This is a genomic window from Inquilinus sp. (genome assembly GCF_057815775.1).
Genome location: NZ_JBYRFX010000700.1, coordinates 1 through 19,084, shown reverse-complemented (window position 1 = coordinate 19,084; position 19,084 = coordinate 1). Strand labels below are relative to the sequence as shown.

The 19,084-nt window shown below is 69.1% G+C and carries 14 protein-coding genes; 12 read left to right on the top strand and 2 right to left on the bottom strand.

Features of this window, described 5'->3' with window-relative positions; genetic code table 11:
* A partial coding sequence (locus AC3XYG_RS24330) for a glycine cleavage T C-terminal barrel domain-containing protein (protein ID WP_489142451.1) occupies window positions 1-184 on the top strand: 184 nt, incomplete at its 5' end.
* Between the two features lie 64 nt (window positions 185-248).
* Here the strand turns inward: AC3XYG_RS24330 and AC3XYG_RS24325 are convergent.
* Entirely contained in the window at window positions 249-2,618 is a 2,370-nt protein-coding gene (locus AC3XYG_RS24325; protein ID WP_489142450.1) for a trimethylamine N-oxide demethylase, read from the bottom strand.
* A 239-nt stretch (window positions 2,619-2,857) separates the two neighbouring features.
* Between AC3XYG_RS24325 and AC3XYG_RS24320 the strand changes: the two genes are divergently transcribed.
* Window positions 2,858-4,651, top strand: a complete 1,794-nt coding sequence (locus AC3XYG_RS24320) for a trimethylamine N-oxide permease (protein ID WP_489142449.1) — start codon at window positions 2,858-2,860, stop codon at window positions 4,649-4,651.
* A gap of 180 nt (window positions 4,652-4,831) precedes the next feature.
* Complete coding sequence (locus AC3XYG_RS24315) at window positions 4,832-6,637, top strand: ABC transporter ATP-binding protein (RefSeq protein WP_489142448.1); 1,806 nt, start codon at window positions 4,832-4,834, stop codon at window positions 6,635-6,637.
* Window positions 6,638-6,641: 4 nt separating this feature from the next.
* Here the strand turns inward: AC3XYG_RS24315 and acnA are convergent, their stop codons facing one another.
* Window positions 6,642-9,248, bottom strand: a complete 2,607-nt coding sequence (gene acnA / locus AC3XYG_RS24310; protein WP_489142447.1) for an aconitate hydratase AcnA — start codon at window positions 9,246-9,248, stop codon at window positions 6,642-6,644.
* A 117-nt stretch (window positions 9,249-9,365) separates the two neighbouring features.
* Here acnA and AC3XYG_RS24305 point away from each other — a divergent pair, with 117 nt between their 5' ends.
* The 9 genes from AC3XYG_RS24305 to AC3XYG_RS24265 all read left to right on the top strand — a co-directional run.
* Complete coding sequence (locus tag AC3XYG_RS24305; protein WP_489142446.1) at window positions 9,366-10,253, top strand: GntR family transcriptional regulator; 888 nt, start codon at window positions 9,366-9,368, stop codon at window positions 10,251-10,253.
* Between the two features lie 208 nt (window positions 10,254-10,461).
* On the top strand, window positions 10,462-11,505 hold the full coding sequence (locus AC3XYG_RS24300) for an amidohydrolase family protein (protein ID WP_489142445.1): 1,044 nt from the start codon (window positions 10,462-10,464) through the stop codon (window positions 11,503-11,505).
* Window positions 11,502-12,365 carry a hypothetical protein gene (locus tag AC3XYG_RS24295; protein WP_489142444.1) on the top strand — a complete coding sequence of 288 codons (864 nt, stop codon included), beginning with the start codon at window positions 11,502-11,504 and terminating at the stop codon, window positions 12,363-12,365. The genes AC3XYG_RS24300 and AC3XYG_RS24295 overlap by 4 nt, the downstream gene beginning before the upstream one ends.
* Window positions 12,366-12,425: 60 nt before the next feature.
* A complete protein-coding gene (locus AC3XYG_RS24290; protein ID WP_489142443.1) occupies window positions 12,426-13,964 on the top strand; it encodes an ABC transporter substrate-binding protein in 1,539 nt (512 codons plus the stop codon).
* A gap of 24 nt (window positions 13,965-13,988) precedes the next feature.
* Window positions 13,989-14,825 (top strand): ABC transporter permease, encoded by an 837-nt coding sequence (locus AC3XYG_RS24285; protein ID WP_489142442.1) that lies wholly within the window; start codon window positions 13,989-13,991, stop codon window positions 14,823-14,825.
* A 104-nt stretch (window positions 14,826-14,929) separates the two neighbouring features.
* Window positions 14,930-15,748, top strand: coding sequence for an ABC transporter permease (locus tag AC3XYG_RS24280; protein WP_489142441.1), 819 nt, complete (start codon window positions 14,930-14,932; stop codon window positions 15,746-15,748).
* A complete protein-coding gene (locus AC3XYG_RS24275) occupies window positions 15,745-17,403 on the top strand; it encodes an ABC transporter ATP-binding protein (protein WP_489142440.1) in 1,659 nt (552 codons plus the stop codon). Before AC3XYG_RS24280 ends, AC3XYG_RS24275 begins: the two co-directional genes overlap by 4 nt.
* Before the next feature lie 32 nt (window positions 17,404-17,435).
* Window positions 17,436-18,536 carry a pyridoxal phosphate-dependent aminotransferase gene (locus tag AC3XYG_RS24270; protein ID WP_489142439.1) on the top strand — a complete coding sequence of 367 codons (1,101 nt, stop codon included), beginning with the start codon at window positions 17,436-17,438 and terminating at the stop codon, window positions 18,534-18,536.
* Between the two features lie 45 nt (window positions 18,537-18,581).
* Window positions 18,582-19,084, top strand: a 503-nt coding sequence (locus AC3XYG_RS24265) for a serine hydrolase domain-containing protein (protein ID WP_489142438.1), incomplete at its 3' end; no start/stop codon positions are given.

The following is a 19,084-nucleotide window of genomic DNA, read 5'->3' as shown; positions in this document are numbered from 1 at the left end:
GACCAGCGCCACCCGCTCGCCGATCCTCGGCAAGACCATCGCCCTGGCGCGGATCGACGTGACCCATGCCGCGACCGGCACCGCGGTCGAGATCGGCAAGCTGGACGGCCACCAGAAGCGCCTGCCGGCCGTCATCGTGCCGCTATCGCATTACGACCCGCAGAAGACCCGCCCGCGGGCCTGAACCCGGCTTCGGGCGTCGTCTTCCGCAGGGCCCATGAGGGCCGCCGCGGCGCCCGAAACCGCGTTCAGGCCCGCGGGCGGGTCTTCTGCGGGTCGTAATGCGACAGCGGCACGATGACGGCGGGCAGGCGCTTCTGGTGGCCGTCCAGCTTGCCGATCTCGACCGCGGTGCCGGTCGCGGCATGGGTCACGTCGATCCGCGCCAGTGCGATGGTCTTGCCGAGGATCGGCGAGCGGGTGGCGCTGGTCACCACGCCGATCTGCGCCCGGCCGATATGGATGCAGTCGCCGTGGCCGACCGCGTCGTTGGACTGTACGTCCAGGCCGACCAGGCGGTGGCGCGGATGCTCCTTGCGTTCGAGCAGCGCGGTGCGGCCGATGAAATCGTCGGTCTTCGACTTCAGCGGCACGGTGAAGCCGATGCCGGCCTCGAACGGGTCGGTCTGGTCGGTGAATTCATGGTTGGCGAAGACCAGCCCGGCCTCGATCCGCACCATGTCCAGCGCCTCCAGCCCCATCGGCTTGAGGCCGTGCGGCTGCCCCGCCTGCCACACGGCGTCGAACACGGCCAGGGCGTCCTTCGGATGGCAGAACACCTCGTAGCCGAGTTCACCGGTATAGCCGGTGCGCGACACCACGACGGGCGCGCCTTCGAAGCCGCCGATGCGGCCGACGGTGAAGCGGAACCATTCCAGTTCCGTGATCGTCGGCTGGCGCGGCGCGGTCCAGACGATGTCCTTGAGGATGTCCCGGCTGGCCGGCCCCTGCACCGCGATGTTGTGCATCTGGTCGGTGGAGGACCGGACCCAGGCCTTGAAGCCCATCTTCTCCGCCTGCTCGCGCAGCCACAGGCCGCTGGCATCGTCGCCGCCGATCCAGCGGAAGTTGCAGTCGCCGAGCCGGAACAGCGTGCCGTCGTCGATCATGCCGCCATGGTCGTAGCACATGGCGGAATAGACGACCTGGCCGGTCGACAGCTTGCGCACGTCGCGGGTCAGGCAATATTGCAGCAGGGCCTCGGCGTCCGGGCCGGTGACCTCGAACTTGCGCAGCGGCGACAGGTCGATCACCACCGCCTTCTCGCGGCAGGCCCAGTATTCCTCGACCGGCCCGGCGGAAGAGAAGCGGTTGGGCAGCCAGTAGCCGCGGTATTCCCCATAGTCCCGCGTCAGCGCGGACAGGCGGGGATGGAAGGCGGTCTCGCGGGTCAGTTCGGGGTCGGCGTCGGGCGTCATGCGAATGGCCACCGCTCGTGAGAAGGTCTCTTTGCCGGAGAAGGTCCGGATGTGGATGTCGGTCGGGTCCCAGCCATTCGCCGCGTCGATGTCGTCGGGGCAGGAGGAGGAGACGCAGACCAGGTCCGTCAGCGCCCGCATCAGCACATAGTCGCCGGGGCGCGACCAGGGTTCGTCGAGGTACAGCTGGTTCGTATGGTCGATAGCGGTGTTGTAGAAATAGTTCAGCGCTTCCCAGCCCTTGCGGGCGGCGATGCCATAGGGCGCCAGGGCGGCGTTGAAATTCTCGGTGCAATTGACATGCCCGGGATAGCCCATGTCGTCGTAGTAGCGGGAATTGCAGGCGGTGGCGAAGGCGTCGTGCCGGCCGACCGTGTCCTGCACGATCTCCACCAGCGGCTCGAAATCCCGGTCGAACGCCTTGGACGGCAGGCCCGGCACCGGATAGCTGCGGCCGAGCAGCGTGCGGGTGACGGTTGAATCCAGCGCGAGGTCGAGGCCCTTGTCGACCTTGCGGGCCGAGAAGGCCTGGAAGTCGGTGCATTGCCGGCCGTAGACGTCGATCACCTGGATGAAGTCGCCGGCCCGGACGAGATAGGCCGAGGCCGTGGCGGCCCGGATGCGGATGTCCTCGATCGGGTCGGCCAGCGGTTCGGGCAGGGCGGCGGCATAGTCGCGGACCAGCCGGCTGCGCTTGACCCGGAGTTCGATCGGCGTCGCCGTGTCCTGGGCGTCCGGCAGCATCACAGCACCCGGGGCCACGGCGATCAGCAGGCCCTGGCCCTGGATGGTGAACTCCGCCCGGTCGCCCGGCCGGGAGCCTTCGCCGAACAGCCGGGCGGCGCCGGCGGTGGCGAGATCGGCGCCGCGCCGCGCCAGGGCGGCCCGGGTGCGCCGGGCGCCGTCATCGCCGGCGGCCAGGCAGGCCTTCAACCCGTCGGCCGCGGTGGTGAAGGGCAGGCCGAGGCCGGCGGCGAGGAACCGCCCGGCTTCGTCGAGGAACGACAGCTCGCAGGCCTGGCCGCCTTCCAGATCGGTCACCACCACCTGGTCGCCGGCCTCGACCCGGATCACCAGAGACCCGCCGCCGCGCACGCGATAGCGCTCGGTCCCCGGCGGCAGCACCGGGATGCCGGGCGTGCGGATCAGGCTGGGGGAGGCAGGGCGCACGCCGGCCGTCAGCGGATGGAGATCTCGCATGAGACCCTCGTGGAGGTGGCGCAGTCGAGCACGCAGGGCAGGTTACAAAATGCGGGCCGGAAGTAAAGCCATATTGACCAAGGAGAAAATATCTTCACTATGCATAAAGGCTTCAGGCACTGGATCCGCTGGGGAATGCGGGTCGCCGAGACGGCGGCGCAGGCGATCGCGCCGGGGGGAGGCACGTTCAGCAAGGCGTGACAAGAAACGTCCTGAACAACGACAGGGGAGCATCACCAATGGCAGATGTGGTGAATGTGGACGGTGCGGCTGTCCCGGCCGGCACCGAAGGCAGGCTGATCCGCGCCCTCGACTGGAAGGGCGCGTTCTGGGTGGCCGCGGGCGTGCCGCCACTCGTTCTCTTCTCCATCGGCGGCATCGCAGGCACGACGGGCAAGCTGGCCTTCGTCGTCTGGATGATCTCGATGACGATGGGCTTCCTGCAGTCCTTCACCTATGCGGAAATCGCCGGCATGTTCGGCAACAAGTCGGGCGGCGCCTCGGTCTATGGCGCGACCGCCTGGCTGCGCTATTCCAAGTTCATCGCGCCGCTGTCGGTGTGGTGCAACTGGTTCGCCTGGTCGCCGGTGCTGTCGCTCGGCTGCGCCATCGCCGCCGGATACATTCTGAACGCGGTCTTCCCGATCCCGGCGGCCGACGCGCAGCCGGTGCTGGCCTGGATCGCCGCCCATGCCGGGTCGATCACCGCCGACAGCCCGCGCGTGGCGGAATGGCTGGCGGCGCATGCCGGCGCGGCACCCGGCGACGCGATCACCGCGCTGCTGAGCGCCGACGGCGTGTCGGCCCTGACACCGGCGATCCGCAACTGGTCGCTGACCAGCTTCGGCATCCCGTTCCTGGCCACCGCCAACATCAACGCCACCTTCTTCATCGGCGCGATCCTGATGCTGCTGATCTTCGCGATCCAGCATCGCGGCATCCAGCAGACCGCCAGCGTGCAGAAATGGCTGGCGATCATCGTGCTGGTGCCGCTGCTGCTGATCGGCCTGTACCCGATCTTCAGCGGCCAGATCCAGGTGATGAACATCACCGGCCTGGTGCCGCCGACCGCGGCCTATGCCGGCGAGGACGGCACCTGGAGCAATGGCGGCTGGACCCTGTTCCTGGGCGGCCTCTACATCGCCGCCTGGTCGACCTACGGCTTCGAGACCGCGGTCTGCTACACCCGCGAGCTGCGGAACCCGAAGACCGACACCTTCAAGGCGATCTTCTATTCCGGCTTGGCCTGCTGCCTGTTCTTCTTCCTGATCCCCTTCACCTTCCAGGGCGTGCTGGGCCATGCCGGCATGCTGGCGCCGGGCGTGGTCGATGGCACGGGGGTCGCGGAAGTCCTGGGCGGCCTGATCGGCGCCGGCCGGGTCATCACCCAGATCCTGGTCGCGCTGATGATCGTCGCCCTGTTCCTGGCGATCATGACCGCCATGGCAGGGTCGTCGCGCACCCTGTACCAGGGCTCGAAGGACGGCTGGCTGCCGAAATACCTCGACCATGTGAATGAGAAGGGTGCGCCCACCCGCGCGATGTGGACGGACTTCACCTTCAACCTCATCCTGCTGGCGATCGCGTCCGACACCGGCGGCTATTTCTTCGTCCTGGCCGTGTCGAATGTCGGCTACATCATCTTCAACTTCCTGAACCTCAACTCCGGCTGGATCCACCGGATCGACTCCGGCCACATCACCCGGCCGTGGAAAGCGCCGACCTGGCTGATCGGCCTGAACACGGTGCTGGCCTTCGTCAACGCCCTGTTCCTGGGCGCCGGCGCCAAGGTCTGGGGCTATGCCAACGCCCTGTGGATCGGCTTCGCCTTCGCCGCCCTGATCCTGCCGGTGTTCGCCTATCGCCACTATGTGCGCGACGGCGGCAAGTTCCCCGCCGGTGCGATGGAGGATCTCGGCCTGGTCGGCCAGGACCTCGGCGTCAAAAAGGCCGGCATGCTGCCCTACCTGGCGCTGGCCGGCGGGTTGGCGATCGTGCTGATCGCCAACTGGGTGTTCCAGCTGCCAGCCTGATGATCCCGCCCCCATGCGCCATGGCGCATGGGGGCCTTTCCTACACGATTAGGATTGCGGCGTTGCACGGCGTCCGCACTTGCCGCATTCTGCGCATCCACCGATCCGCGGAGAGCGAAATGACGAGTTTCATGTCCAGCCAGAAAGGAGTTCCAACTCATCAGCAGGACATGACGCTGCATGCTTTCCCGATTCTTCAGGACGCCGGCCCCACGAGACGCCGCGCCTAGCCTCCCCCACTCCCGCGCACGGGCGCGGTTCCGCAAATTCCTCTCCTATTACCGGCCGCACATCCCGCTGCTGCTGGCCGATATCGGCTGCGCCCTGGTCATCTCCACCACGGCGCTGATCCTGCCGCTCGGCGCCAACTTCATCACCCGGCAGCTCACCGGCCTGGACGATGCCGCGGGGGCGCTGGGCCCGATCTATGCCGTCGGCGCCGCCATGCTGGCCGTGGTCGTCCTCCAGGCGCTCAGCACCCTGTTCGTCGACTACCAGGGCCACGTCATGGGCGCGAAGATGGAAAGCGCCCTGCGCAAGGAGCTGTTCGAGCACTGCCAGAAGCTGTCCTTCAGCTTCTACGACCGCGAGCGGGTCGGGCAGCTGATGAGCCGCATCACCAACGACCTGTTCTCGCTGGGCGAGCTGTATCACCACGGCCCCGAGGATCTGGCGATCGCGGTGCTGAAATTCGCCGGTGCGGTCGCCATCCTGGCCTGGCTGGACGGCCCCCTCACCCTGATGATCCTGGCCGTGGTGCCCTTCGCCGTCGCCTATGCCCTGCACTTCAACCGCCGGATGAACCGGGCGCTGCGGGTCAGCAAGCAGCGGATCGCGGCGGTCAATGAGCGGGTGGAGGATTCGCTGTCCGGCATCCGGGTGGTGCAGTCCTTCGCCAACGAGGATCTGGAGAACCGCCGGTTCGGCGACCAGAACGCGGCCTTCCTGGACAGCCGCCGCGCCGGCTATCGCAGCGAGGCCTTCTTCTCGATGGGCACGACGACCTTCCCCCAGCTGGTCACCGTGCTGATCATCGTCGCCGGCGCGGTGCGGGTGGCGCAGGCCCAGCTCGGCGTCGCCGACATGCTGACCTTCCTGCTGTGCGTGGCGGTGCTGCTGGACCCGGTCGAGCGGCTGGCGAATTTCGCCCGGCTCTGGCAGGAGGGCTACACCGGCTTCGCCAGGATGATGGAGATCCTGGAGGTCGAGCCCGACATCCAGGACCGGCCCGGCGCCGCCGAGCTGCCGCGGCCGCGTGGTGCCGTGGCCTTCCGCGGCGTCGGCTTCCGCTACGAGGACGACCGCCCCCACGTATTCCGCAACCTGTCGCTGGACATCCGGCCCGGGGAGTTCGTCGCCTTGGTCGGGGCGTCCGGTGGCGGCAAGAGCACGCTGTGCGCCCTGATCCCGCGCTTCTACGAGGCGACGGAGGGGCAGATCCTGATCGACGGCACCGACATCCGCGACGTCACCCTGGCGTCGCTGCGGCGGGCGATCGGGGTTGTGCAGCAGGACATCTATCTGTTCGCCGGCACGGTGGCGGACAACCTGCGCTATGGCCGGCCCGACGCCACGGAGGCCGAGATCGTGGCGGCGGCCCGGGCCGCCAATGCGCATGACTTCATCATGGCCCTGCCGCGGGGCTACGACACCGATATCGGCCAGCGCGGCGTCAAGCTGTCCGGCGGCCAGAAGCAGCGCCTGACCATCGCCCGCGCCTTCCTGAAGGACCCGGCGATCCTGATCTTCGACGAGGCCACCAGCGCGCTGGACAACGAGAGCGAACGGGCGGTGCAGGAGGCGCTGCTGGAGCTGGCGCGGGAGCGGACGACGCTGGTCATCGCCCACCGGCTGTCCACCGTGCGCCATGCCGACCGCATCCTGGTGCTGACCGACCAGGGCATCGCCGAACAGGGCACGCATGAGGAGTTGATCGCCGCGGACGGCGTCTATGCCGGCCTGTACCGGGTGCAGGCCAGCTTCTAGCCCCTCACGCCACCCCCTGCGCGCCGGCCCGGCCGATGATCAGCGGCATGATCCCGCCGGCGCGCAGGATGGCGACCTCCAGCGCGGTTTCGACAGCGATGGCGGCGGTGAATGCCTGGACCTGCCCGTTCGCACGCAGGATCGCGACCTGCGCGGTGCCGCGCGGGCGCAGCGCGTCGGCCGGGGCGTCGATCTCGATCCAGTCCTGCGGCGTCACCGCAAGGTCGGTCGGGTGGCATCCCGCGGGCAGGCGCAGCGGCAGCACCCCCATGCCGATCAGGTTGGACCGGTGGATCCGTTCGAAGCTGGCGGCCAGCACCGCACGCACCCCGAGCAGGGCGACGCCCTTGGCGGCCCAGTCGCGCGACGACCCGGCGCCGTAGCGCTCGCCGGCCAGCAGCACCATCGGCACGGCCTCGTCGCGATAGCGCCGCGCCGCCCGCCACAGCGGCAGCACCTCGCCCGAGGGCGCATGCACCGTGCTGCCGGGCGGCAGCGCCGGGTCGAGCAGGTTGCGCACCGTGCGGTTGGTGTAGAGGCCGCGCTGCATCACCTGCCAATTGCCCCGCCGCGCGGCGAAGACGTTGAGGTCCCGCACATCCTCGCCGCGGCCGGCCAGATAGACCCCGGCCTCGCTGTCCGCCGGCACCTGCCCGGCAGGCGAGATGTGGTCGGTGGTGATGTCGTCGCCGACCACCATCAGCGGGCTGGCCCGGTAGTGCCCGAGGCGCCGCGGCTGGTCCTGCGACGCGAAGGGCGGGCGGCGGACATAGTTCGAGGCCTCGTCCCACGGGAACAGCACCGTCGCCGGCGCCTGCAGCCCGTGCCAGGGCGCGCTGTCATGTGCCGCGGCGAAGGCGGCCGGGATATCGGCCGGGTCGCTGGCGGCCAGCGTCGCCCGGTCGATCTCCGCCCCGCCGGGCCACAGGTCACGCAGGAAGACGGGACGGCCGTCCGGCGCGTGGCCTATTGGGTCGGTGAGGATGTCGCGGGCGACATCGCCGGCCAGGGCGTAGGCGACGACCAGCGGCGGCGACGCCAGGAAGCCGGCATCGATCTGCGGATGCACCCGGCCCGGGAAGTTCCGGTTGCCCGACAGCACCGCCGCTGCTGCCAGCCCATCCCGGACTGCTGCTTCCATCCCCGGTGCCAGCGGCCCGGAATTGCCGATGCAGGTGGTGCAGCCATAGCCGACGATGCCGAAGCCCAGCGCCTCCAGATCCGCCAGCAGGCCGGCGCGTTCGAGCATATGCGCCGCGGCGGGGGAGCCCGGCGCCAGCGAGGTCTTGACCCAGCCCGGCGGGCGCAGGCCGAGCTGCCGCGCCTTGCGGGCCAAGAGGCCGGCAGCGACCAGCAGCCGCGGGTCCGAGGTGTTGGTGCAGCTGGTGATCGCGGCGATCGCGACGGCGCCATCCGGCGGCGTCGTGTCATCCGCAGCGGATCGCGCGCGCAACGCCCGGCCCTGCGCCTGCGCCAGGGCCTGCGGCACCGAAGCGGGCGGCAGCCGGTCCTGCGGCCGCCGCGGCCCGGCCAAGCTGGTGGCGATGCCGCTGAGGTCGATCTCGACGACATCGGTGTAGAGCGGCACCGCCTGCGGATCGAACCACAGCCCTTGCCGCCGGGCCACGGTCTCGACCCGGTGCAGCAGCGACGCCGTGCGCCCGGTGTCGGCGAGATAGCGCAGGGTCCGTTCGTCGATCGGGAAGTACCCCGTCGACCCGCCGAATTCCGGCGCCATGTTGGCCACGACGGCCCGGTCGCCGGCCGACAACGCCGAGACGCCGGGCCCGAAGAACTCTACGAACTCCCCGGACAGCCCATGCCGGCGCAAACGTTCGGTGACGGTGAGGGCCAGGTCGGTCGACAGCACGCCGTCGCGCAGCGCCCCGGTCAGCCGCACGCCAACGATGTCCGGAATGCGCAGCATCACCGGCATGCCGAACATGACGCTTTCGGCCTCGACCCCGCCGACGCCCCAGCCGAGCACGCCGATGCCGTTGACCATCGGCGTGTGGCTGTCGGTGCCGATCAGCGTGTCCGGCACGGCCCAGGCCTCGCCCTGCCGATCGGCCAGGGCCACGACGCTGGACAGCTGCTCCAGGTTCATCGTGTGCATGATGCCGGTGCCGGGCGGATGGACCGTGACGCCGCGCAGGGTCGCCGCCGCCCATTTCATCAGGCGATAGCGCTCGGCATTGCGCTCGATCTCGCGGCCCATGTTGTGGGCCAGAGCATCGGCGGTGCCGTAGCGGTCGACCGCCACGGAATGGTCGACCGAGACATCGACCGGCAGCACCGGATTCAGTGCCGCCGGGTCGCCGCCCGCCTCCGCCACCGCGTCCCGCATCGCCGCGATGTCGACCAGCGCCGGGACGCAGGTGGTGTCGTGCATCAGCAGCCGCCCCGGGTGGAAGGCGATCTCCGCCTCGCTGCGGCGGGGCCCGAGCCAGTCGATGAACGGTGCGCGGGCCTCAGCGCCGGCGTGGCGCACCACATTCTCGATCAGGATCCGCATCGACCATGGCAACCTCACCAGGTCCGCCCCCAGCAGCCTGGCCAAGTCGATGAAGCGGATTTGCTGACCGCCGAGGTCGAGAATGCTAGACGTCATCCGGTCACAGCCCCGTCGCGGAAAGTCCATGCCTTATTGCACGGTGATAATATATAATGCAATGAAGGTTGCGCCGCCGCCCCTGGCGGGACGGGATGGCGCGCCGTGAGGAGACCGATGCCACAGTCGCCGCTGACGCCGCAGATCGCCGCCCGCATCCTTGACTACGCACGCGACCAGCCGCTGCGGGCCAACGACCACCTGCCGGCGCAGAAGCTGGCCGACCTGTTCCGCGTGTCGCGATCGCCGATCAACGACGCGCTGAAGCTGCTGGAAGCCAAGGGCATCGTCCGACGGGAGGCCAATCGCGGCTTCTTCCTGGCCCAGGACCCGGCCGCGCTGACCACCGGGATCGCCGACGGGGAAAGCCCGGAGGCCGGCGAGGAGTCGTATTTCCAGATCGCCGACGACCGGCTGTCGGGCCTGCTGCCGGACCGGATCAGCGAGAACGAGCTGATGCGCCGCTACGACCTGTCGCGCAGCGAGGCGATCCGCATCCTGACCCGGATGACGCGGGAGGGCTGGATCGAGCGCCTGCCCGGCAAAGGCTGGGGTTTCCTGCCGGTTCTGACCTCCAGCGAGGCCTATCGCATGGCCTATCAGTTCCGCATCGCGATCGAGCCGGCCGCCATCCTGCAGCCCGGCTTCGCGGTCGATGAGGAGGCGTTCCGGCGCGCCCGGGCGCAGCAGCAGAGCCTGCTGGACGGCGATTACCGCACGCTGTCGCGCACCAAGCTGTTCGAGGTCAATTCACAATTCCACGAGATGATCGTCGCCTGCTCCGGCAACCTGTACTTCATCGAGTCGATCCGTCGGGTGAACGCCAGCCGCCGCCTGGCGGAATACCGCAAGACGCTCGACCGCAGCCGCCTGGTCGGCCAATCGCTGGAGCATCTGCGCATCCTGGACCTGCTGGAGGCCGGTGAGCTCGCCAAGGCGGCGGAGTTCATGCGGTTCCACCTGGACTATGCCCTGAAGGTGAAATCCGACAACACGCTGGGCTGAGGCCGCGGCCGCGCCGGCCGATCGGGCTTTGCATTTTGTCGGACAGAATGGAATTGACTTACGTCGCATCAATATGCAATCGATGAAAGATCGAATGCCGGCACTCGTGCCGACGACGCGGAGGTTCCGGAGATGCCAGAGGACCGATCGGCATGAGTCTGCGGCGCTTTCCGCACCTCCGCGTGGCCGCCGGTTGGGGACGGGCCGGATGATCGCGCCCTACGACCCCAGCCGGAACGCGGTGCGGTCGCTGCGCGAGTTGGCGGCATGGCAGGCGCCTTATGTGGAGCCCGTGCTCGATCCCGGCCTGCCCATTGTCGACACCCATCATCACCTGTGGCGGCGCGACACCGGCGACTACCGGCCGGCCGACCTGACGGCGGATTTCGGCGGCCACGCCGTGGTTGCCACAATCGGCATCGAATGCGGCGCCGGGTATCGCGAGGACGGGCCGGAGGAGATGCGGCCGGTCGGTGAGACCGAATTCATCGTGGCGGAAACGGCCGGTGCCGGGACACCGCCGGGCCTGTGCGCCGGCATCGTCGGGCGGGCCGACCTGCGTCTCGGCGATCGGGTGCAGGGTGTGCTCGAAGCCCAGATCGAGGCCGGCCAGGGCCGGTTCCGCGGCATCCGCCAGCCGCTGCGCTGGGACGCGGCGGGCATCGGCATGTTCGGCCGGCCGGGGCCGCAATCCCTGGCGCTGGATCCTGCCTTCCGCGACGGCTTCGCCCGGTTGGCGCCGCTCGGCCTCAGTTTCGATGCCTGGCTGTTCCACCCGCAGCTGGACGAACTGGTCGACCTGGCCCGCGCCTTCCCCGGCACGGCGATCATCCTGAACCATGTCGGCGGGCCGCTGGGCACAGGGCCCTATGCCGGCCGGCGCGATGAGGTGTTCGCGGAGTGGCGCCGGGGCATCGCCGCCCTCGCCCAATGCCCCAACGTGCTGGTGAAAATCGGCGGCCTGGGCATGCTGTATTACGGTTTCGATTTCCATGAGCGCGCCGCGCCGCCGGGATCGGCCGAGCTGGCCGCCGCCTGGAAGCCTTATGCCGAGGAATGCTTCGCGCGGTTCGGCATCGACCGCTGCCTGTTCGAAAGCAACTTCCCGGTCGACAAGCAGAGCTGCAGCTACCGGACACTGGCCAACGCCTTCAAGCGGCTGACCCAGGGCTTCTCAGCAGCGGAAAAGGCTGCGTTCTTCAACGAGAACGGCGCCCGCGCCTACCGGCTGGACACGGAGATGACAGCATGACCGACGCCGCCCTGCCCCGTGACGCCGCCGACGACATCGCCGCGCGCAACCGGGCCCAGTTCGATTTCGACCGCACCACCATCTTCGCCAGCAAGGCGGATCCGCGCTTCGCCTATTGCCTGTACGTGCCGCCGATCAGCCCGGACGGCGCGGCGCCCGAGTTGGTCGTCGCCATGCACGGCACCGGGCGCAGCTTCACCGATTATCGCGACGCCTTCGCCGAATTCGGCCGGTGGAACAACTGCATCATCCTGGCGCCGCTGTTCCCGGTCGGCGTGCTGGGCGACGGCAACCGCGACGGCTTCAAATACCTGCGCGAAGGCGGCATCCGCTACGACCGGGCGCTGCTGGACATGGTGGCGGAGGTCGGCGAGCGCTACGGCCAGGCCTTCGACCGCTTCGCCCTGTTCGGCTATTCCGGCGGCGGCCATTTCACCCATCGCTTCCTGATGCTGCACCCCGGCCGGCTGTGGGCGGCCAGCATCGGCGCCCCCGGCTCGGTCACCCTGCTCGACCCGACGCGGGACTGGTGGGTCGGCACCCGGAATGTCGCGGCGCTGTTCGGCATCGCCATCGATTCGGCGGCCCTGGCACGCGTGCCCGTGCAGATGGTGGTCGGCGCCGCCGACCTGGAGACCTGGGAGATCACCCATCGCGAGGGCGGCCGCCACTGGATGCCGGATGCCAACCACGCCGGCCGCACCCGGCCGGAGCGGCTGGCCAGCCTGAAATCGTCGTTCGAGGCGGCGGGGGTCGCCGTCCGCTTCGACCAGGTGCCGAACATGGCCCATGACGGAATGCAGGCCGTGCCGCTGGTCCAGACCTTCCTGGCCGAGATGCTGAAGCACCGAAGGGCCTGACCCGTCGCGAGAACAGGCGCCGAAACCAAGGGCGCCGCGGACCAAAACAGGAGGCTGACCATGAAACGCTTGTTGCTGATCGCCACCGCGCTGGCGGGGCTGGCCAGCCCCGCCTTCGCCCAGACCATCACCGCCGCGCTGAACCAGGACATCCGCAGCTCGAACCCCGGGGTGAACCGGGACGGCAACACGGATATCGTCATCCTGCATGTGGTCGAAGGGCTGGTCGGCTATTCCGAGGGCGGCGAGGTCGGGCCGCTGCTGGCGCAGAAGGTCGACATGTCGCCCGACGGCAAGACCTACACCTTCACCCTGCGCAAGGGGGTCAAGTTCCACAACGGCGCGGTGATGACCTCGGCCGACGTACTGTGGAGCTGGAACCGCTACATGGACCCGAAGACGGAATGGCGGTGCCTGCCCAGCTTCGACGGCCGCAACGGCATGAAGGTGGTGTCCGCCACGGCACCGGATGCCGACACCTTCGTGATGACCCTGGATGAGCCGAACGCGATGTTCCTGAACACGCTGGCGCTGACCGATTGCGGCGGCACCGGCATCCTGAACCGGGACTCGGTCAAGGCCGATGGCAGCTGGGACAAGCCGATCGGCACCGGTCCCTTCAAATTCGGCGAATGGAAGCGCGGCCAGTCGGTCACGCTGGACGCCTTCGACGACTATGTCTCGCCGCCGGGCGACAAGCGCGACGGCTTCCTGGGCCAGAAGAAGGCATTGGTGAAGCAGGTCCGCTTCCTGGCCGTCCCCGATGCCGCGACCGTCAAGGCCGGGCTGCAATCCGGCGCGATCGACGTGTCGTCGGTACCCGAGAGCGAGGTGGCGGAGCTGCAGGCGGACCCGAACCTGACGGTCGAGCTCGGCACCAACCCGGTCCGCCACAGCATCATCCTGCAGACCCGGGACCCCGTGCTGAAGAACGTCAAGATCCGCCAGGCGATGGCGGCGGCGATCGACTACCAGGCCCTGGTCGATGCGGTTACGGAGGGCATCGGCAAGGTCAACAACTCGCCGATCTACCGCACGTCGCAATATTACGGCCCGGTGGAGCAGCAGGGCTTCACCTATGACCCCGACCGCGCCAAGAAGCTGCTCGAAGAATCCGGCTACAAGGGCGAGCCGATCACGATCTATGCCAACAAGCGGTCGACGGTGCCGAGCTTCAACACGGCCGTGATCGCCCAGCAGATGTGGCAGGCGATCGGGCTGAACGTCCAGATCGAGGTGCTGGACTGGGCCACCCAGCTCGATAAGTACAACACCGGCGCCTACATGATGGAGGCGACGTCCTATTCGCTGCGCTTCGATCCGGCGCTGGGCTTCGAGCAGATCTCGGGCCCCAAGGACACGCAGCCGCGCAAGGTCTGGGAGAACCCGGAGGCGCTGGCCCTGATCGACAAGGCGATGAAGGTCACCGACCCGGCGGCGCGCCAGGCGATCTTCGACACCCTGCACAAGATGCTGCTGGAGGACGTCCCGGTGATCTTCACCCACAACGACAATGACTGCCTGGCGCACAACAAGCACATCATCGGCCTGAAGCCCTGGGCGTCGAACCTGATCCTGTGGGGCGTGAGCAAGACCTGACCTCCCAACGCAAGAGGCGACGACATGCTCCGCTTCGCGCTGACGCGCATGGCCATGGCGGTGCCGACGCTGCTGATCGTGGCGGTGTCGGTGTTCGTCCTGATCCGGCTGATCCCGGGCGACCCGGCTTCGCTGATGCTGGGCGACCTGGCCGATCCGGCCAGCCTGGCCGACCTCCGGGCCCGGCTCGGCCTCGACCAGGGCGTGGTGGTGCAGTTCGCGATCTGGTTCGGGCATCTGCTGCAGGGCGATCTCGGCCAGTCGATCACCTCGGGCGAGCCGGTGCTGCCGCTGATCCTGTCGCGCTTCGCGATCAGCGCCCAGGTGGTGCTGGCGGCGGTGCTGCTGGCCAGCCTGGTGGCGGTGCCGGCCGGGGTGATCGCCGCCTGGCGCCAGAACAGCAAGACCGATGTCGCCGTCGTGGCCACGGCGACGCTGTTCCTGTCGGTGCCGACCTTCTGGCTCGGCCTGCTGCTGCTGCTGTTCCTCGGGCTCAAGCTGAGCTGGCTGCCGGTGGTCGGCTACGTCTCGATCGCCGAGGACCCGGTGCGCGGCCTCCTGTACCTCGTCATGCCGATCCTGACCCTGTTCCTGCATGAGACCGGCGTGATCCTGCGCATGGCGCGGGCGTCGACGCTGGAGGTGCTGCGGCTCGACTACATCACCCATGCCCGGGCCAAGGGCCTGTCGGAGTTCGCGGTGCTGCGACGACACGCCTTCAAGAACGCCTTCGGCCCGACCTGGACCCTGATCGGCCTGGTGCTGGGCAACCTGCTGGGCGGCATCGCGGTGGTGGAGACGGTGTTCACCATCCCGGGCCTCGGCCGGCTGCTGGTCGATTCGATCTTCGCCCGCGACTAACCGGTGATCCAGGGGTGCCTGCTGTTCGTCGCCGTCACCTATGTCCTGGTCAACCTGGTCGTCGATCTCTGCTACCCTCTCTTTGATCCCCGGGTGGCCGTCGAATGAAGCGCCTGTCCCCCAGCGCCGCCATCGGCGGCCTGCTGATTGGCATCCTGCTGGTGGCGGCCTGCAGCGGCGCGCTGTGGACGCCCTACGATCCGCTGGCGCTCAGCTTCCGCGCCAAGCTGGCGGCGCCCAGCGCCGCCCACTGGCTGGGCACCGACGAATTCGGCCGCGACGTGCTGAGCCGGCTGATGGCCGGCGCCGCGACCAGCGCCTGGATCAGCCTGCTGACGGTCACCGTCGCGGTCAGCCTGGGCACCGTCATCGGCGTGTTCTCCGGCTATGTCAGGGGCTGGGCCGACCGCATCATCATGGCCTTCAACGACGCGCTGCTGGCCTTCCCCGGCATCCTGCTGGCGCTCGGCCTGCTCGCCGTCGTCGGCGCCAACAAATACGGGATCATCGTGGCGCTGGGCCTGGCCTACACCCCATCGGTCGCCCGCATCATGCGCGGCACGGTGCTGTCGCTGCGCGAGCTGGAATTCGTCTCCGCCTCGCGCGTCATCGGCAATTCCGAGGCCTACACCATGGCCCGCCACATCATGCCGAACTGCATCGCGCCGCTGACCGTGCTGGCGACCTCGATGTTCGGCTGGACGCTGCTGGCCGAAAGCGCCCTGTCCTTCCTCGGCCTCGGCGTGCCGCCGCCGGCGCCGACCTGGGGCAACATGCTGGCCAGCAGCCGGCCCTATATCGGCCAGGCGATCTGGCTCGGCATCTTCCCTGGCCTGTGCATCTCGCTGACCCTGCTGGGCATCAACCTGCTGGGCGACGCCATCCGCGACCGGCTGGATCCCCGCATGAGGGGCACGAGATGACGGGCCAGGACCCGCTGCTGTCGGTCCGTGATCTCACCCTTGAGATCGCCGGCACCGGAACCACCGTGGTCAACGGCGTCGGCTTCGAGGTCAACCCGGGCGAGATCGTCGGCATCGTCGGCGAATCCGGCTCGGGCAAGACCCTGGCGGCGCGCGCCATCCTGGGGCTGGTGCCGCCGGCCATCCGCCGGGCCGCCGGGTCGATCCGGTTCGAGGGCCAGGAGGTCACCACCATGCCGCCGAAGCGGCTGCGGGCGCTGCGCGGCGCCCGCATCGGCATGGTGTTCCAGGAGCCGATGACGTCGCTGAACCCGTCGATGCTGCTGGGCGAGCAGCTGGACGAAGGGCTGGCACTGCACCGCAAGCTGAAGCCGGCCCAGCGCCGGGCGCTGATCCTGGACATGCTGCGCCGCGTCGGCCTGGGCGACCCGGAACGGGCGCTGGGCGCCTACCCCCACCAGTTCTCCGGCGGCATGCGCCAGCGCATCATGCTGGCCTCGGTCATGCTGCTGCAGCCGGCGCTGCTGGTGGCGGACGAACCGACCACGGCGCTGGACGCCGTGGTGCAGCGCGACGTGCTGGAGCTGATGGTCGGGCTGACGCGCGAGCACCGCACCGCCGTGCTGATGATCAGCCACGACCTCGGCATGGTGGCGCGCTACAGCGACCGCGTCATCGTCATGTGCCAGGGCGAGATCGTCGAGCAGGGCGCGACCCAGGATCTGCTCGCCGGGCCGCGCCACCCCTACACCCGCAAGCTGCTGGCGGCGATGCCGCTGCGCGGGCCGTCCCGCAGCTTTCCGCCGAACGAGACGCCGATCGTCGCCGTGCGCGACCTGGTGGTCGACTATCCCGGCCGCCGGCGCCTGCTGCGGCGGGACGCGGGCAAGCGCGCGCTGCACGGCATCAGCCTGCAGGTCGCGCCGCGCCAGGTCGTCGCCGTGGTCGGCGGCTCCGGCTCGGGCAAGACCACGCTGGGCCACGCCATCGCCGGGCTGGTCCGGCCGACCGGCGGCGCCATCCTGTTCGACGGCCAGCCGATCACCCGCGGCGAGACCGGCTACTGGAACTACCGGTTGAACTGCCAGATGGTGTTCCAGGACCCGTATTCGTCGCTCGACCCGCGCATGACCATCGGCGGCCTGGTCGGCGAACCGCTGCGCTTCGTCGAGGGCATGGGCCGAAAGCAGAAAGCCGAGCGCGTCATCGAGGTGCTGGGCGAGGTCGGCCTGGGCGAAGCCTTCGCCGGGCGCTACCCGCATGAGCTGTCGGGCGGCCAGCGCCAGCGCGCCGCGATCGCCCGTGCCCTGGTGCGCCGGCCGAAATTCGTCATCGCCGACGAGCCGGTCTCGGCCCTCGACGTCACCGTGCGGGCGCAGATCCTGGAGCTGTTCGCCGGGCTGCAGGCGCGGCACGGCTTTTCCTGCCTGTTCATCAGCCACGATCTCGGCGTGGTCGAGCAGGTCGCCGACCGCGTCGTGGTGATGAGCGAGGGCCGGATCGTCGAGGAAGGCCCCCGCGACCAGATCTTCGACGCGCCGAAGGATCCCTATACAAGACGTCTGCTATCCGCCGTGCCGGCGCTGGAGAGCGCCCCGAATGGCGGGGTGCGCCTGTTCTGGCGGCTGGACGGCAACAAGGCGGCCGTCGCCTGAGCCGCGGCCCCGGAAATCGAGAGGACTTTTCGATGCGATATGCGCGCATGCCGATCGAGGTGGAATCGCCCGAGGAGTATGGCTACGGGCTGATCCGCGCCAACCTGTCCGAAAGCTCGGTCGCGGACCGCACGATCTCCAGCCTGGGCCTGCAGATCCCGGACCTGACCCTGCTGTACGGCAGCCATCGCGGCAGCGAGGAACTGCGCCGCCTGATCGCGGTGGATGGCGAAGGGCTGCAGCCCGACGACGTGCTGATCACCGGCGGCGCCGCCGGCGCCCTGTTCATCATCGCCACGGCACTGCTGGGCCGCGACGACCATCTGGTGGTGATCCGGCCGAACTACGCCACCAACCTGGAGACGCCACGCGCGATCGGCTGCGCCATGACCACGATCGATCTGCGCTTCGAGGACGGCTTCCGCATCGACCTGGACGCGATCGCAGCCGCGGTGACGCCGCGCACCAGACTGATCAGCGTGACCTGCCCGCACAACCCCACCGGGGTGATGTGCAGCGAAGCGGAGCTGCGCGGCCTGGTCGAGCTGGCCCGCCGGACCGGTTGCCGCCTGCTGGTCGACGAGACCTATCGCGACCTCTCCTTCGATGGCGCCCTGCCGCTGGCGGCGTCGCTCGGGCCGCATGTCATCAGCGTGTCGTCGCTGTCGAAGGCCTATGGCGTGCCCGGCATCCGAATCGGCTGGATCATCACCCGCGATCCCGGCCTGCAGGAGGTGTTCCTCGCGGCGAAGGAGCAGATCAGCATCTGCGGCAGCGTCGTCGACGAATGGATCGCGGAGCAGATCCTGCAGAACCGGGCGGCCATCCTGGGCCCGACGCTGGCGGAGATGCGGCGCCGGCGCAGCCTGGTCGCCGACTGGATCGCCGGGGAGGACCGCCTGGAGTGGGTGGCCCCGTCGGGCGGCGTGGTCTGCTTCCCCCGCATGCGATCGGAGCCGCCGGGCGGCACGGACGGATTCTACCAGCGGCTGCTCGGCGTCCATGGCTGCTATGTCGGCCCCGGCCATTGGTTCGAGATGCCCGATGCGTATTTCCGGCTCGGCTATGGCTGGCCGACCGGCGAAGAGCTTGAGGCGGGCCTGGCCGCGATCTCGGCCGCGCTGCGCGGCTGAGCCAGTGAGAGGCACCAGGGATTTGTCGAAGAGAGTGGAGCGGAGATGACCAGCATCAGATTGCCGCGCGCGGCGCCGGCCGAGAAGGGCGTGGATCCCGCCGGCATCCTGGCCTTCCTCGACGAGATCCGCGACGGGGGGCTGGAGCTGCACAGTTTCCTGCTGTTCCGCGCCAGGGCGGTGGTGGCCGAAGGGTTCTGGCAGCCCTATGGTCCCGACCGGGTGCATATGCAGCATTCCGCCACCAAGAGCTGGACCGCGACGGCGGTCGGCCTCGCCATCGGCGAGGGGCTGCTGGCCCTGGAGGACAAGGTGGTCGGCTTCTTCCCCGACCAGCTGCCGGCGGAGGTCGGCGCCAATCTGGCGGCGATGACGGTCCGGGATCTCCTGACCATGCGCACCGGCCATCGCTCCGGCATCTCCGGCGGCGAATGGCGGCAGATGAAAAGCAGCTGGGTCGAGGCCTTCCTGCGCGAGCCGGTGGAGGAACCGCCGGGGCAGACCTTCATCTACAGCAGCGCCTCCAGCTACATGCTGTCCGCCATCGT

Coding starts and splice junctions, on each gene's coding strand:
- AC3XYG_RS24325 (WP_489142450.1), bottom strand. CDS start 2,618: ATGCGAGATCTCCATCCGCTGACGGCCGGCGTGCGCCCTGCCTCCCCC.
- AC3XYG_RS24320 (WP_489142449.1), top strand. CDS start 2,858: ATGGCAGATGTGGTGAATGTGGACGGTGCGGCTGTCCCGGCCGGCACC.
- AC3XYG_RS24315 (WP_489142448.1), top strand. CDS start 4,832: ATGCTTTCCCGATTCTTCAGGACGCCGGCCCCACGAGACGCCGCGCCT.
- acnA (WP_489142447.1), bottom strand. CDS start 9,248: ATGACGTCTAGCATTCTCGACCTCGGCGGTCAGCAAATCCGCTTCATC.
- AC3XYG_RS24305 (WP_489142446.1), top strand. CDS start 9,366: ATGCCACAGTCGCCGCTGACGCCGCAGATCGCCGCCCGCATCCTTGAC.
- AC3XYG_RS24300 (WP_489142445.1), top strand. CDS start 10,462: ATGATCGCGCCCTACGACCCCAGCCGGAACGCGGTGCGGTCGCTGCGC.
- AC3XYG_RS24295 (WP_489142444.1), top strand. CDS start 11,502: ATGACCGACGCCGCCCTGCCCCGTGACGCCGCCGACGACATCGCCGCG.
- AC3XYG_RS24290 (WP_489142443.1), top strand. CDS start 12,426: ATGAAACGCTTGTTGCTGATCGCCACCGCGCTGGCGGGGCTGGCCAGC.
- AC3XYG_RS24285 (WP_489142442.1), top strand. CDS start 13,989: ATGCTCCGCTTCGCGCTGACGCGCATGGCCATGGCGGTGCCGACGCTG.
- AC3XYG_RS24280 (WP_489142441.1), top strand. CDS start 14,930: ATGAAGCGCCTGTCCCCCAGCGCCGCCATCGGCGGCCTGCTGATTGGC.
- AC3XYG_RS24275 (WP_489142440.1), top strand. CDS start 15,745: ATGACGGGCCAGGACCCGCTGCTGTCGGTCCGTGATCTCACCCTTGAG.
- AC3XYG_RS24270 (WP_489142439.1), top strand. CDS start 17,436: ATGCGATATGCGCGCATGCCGATCGAGGTGGAATCGCCCGAGGAGTAT.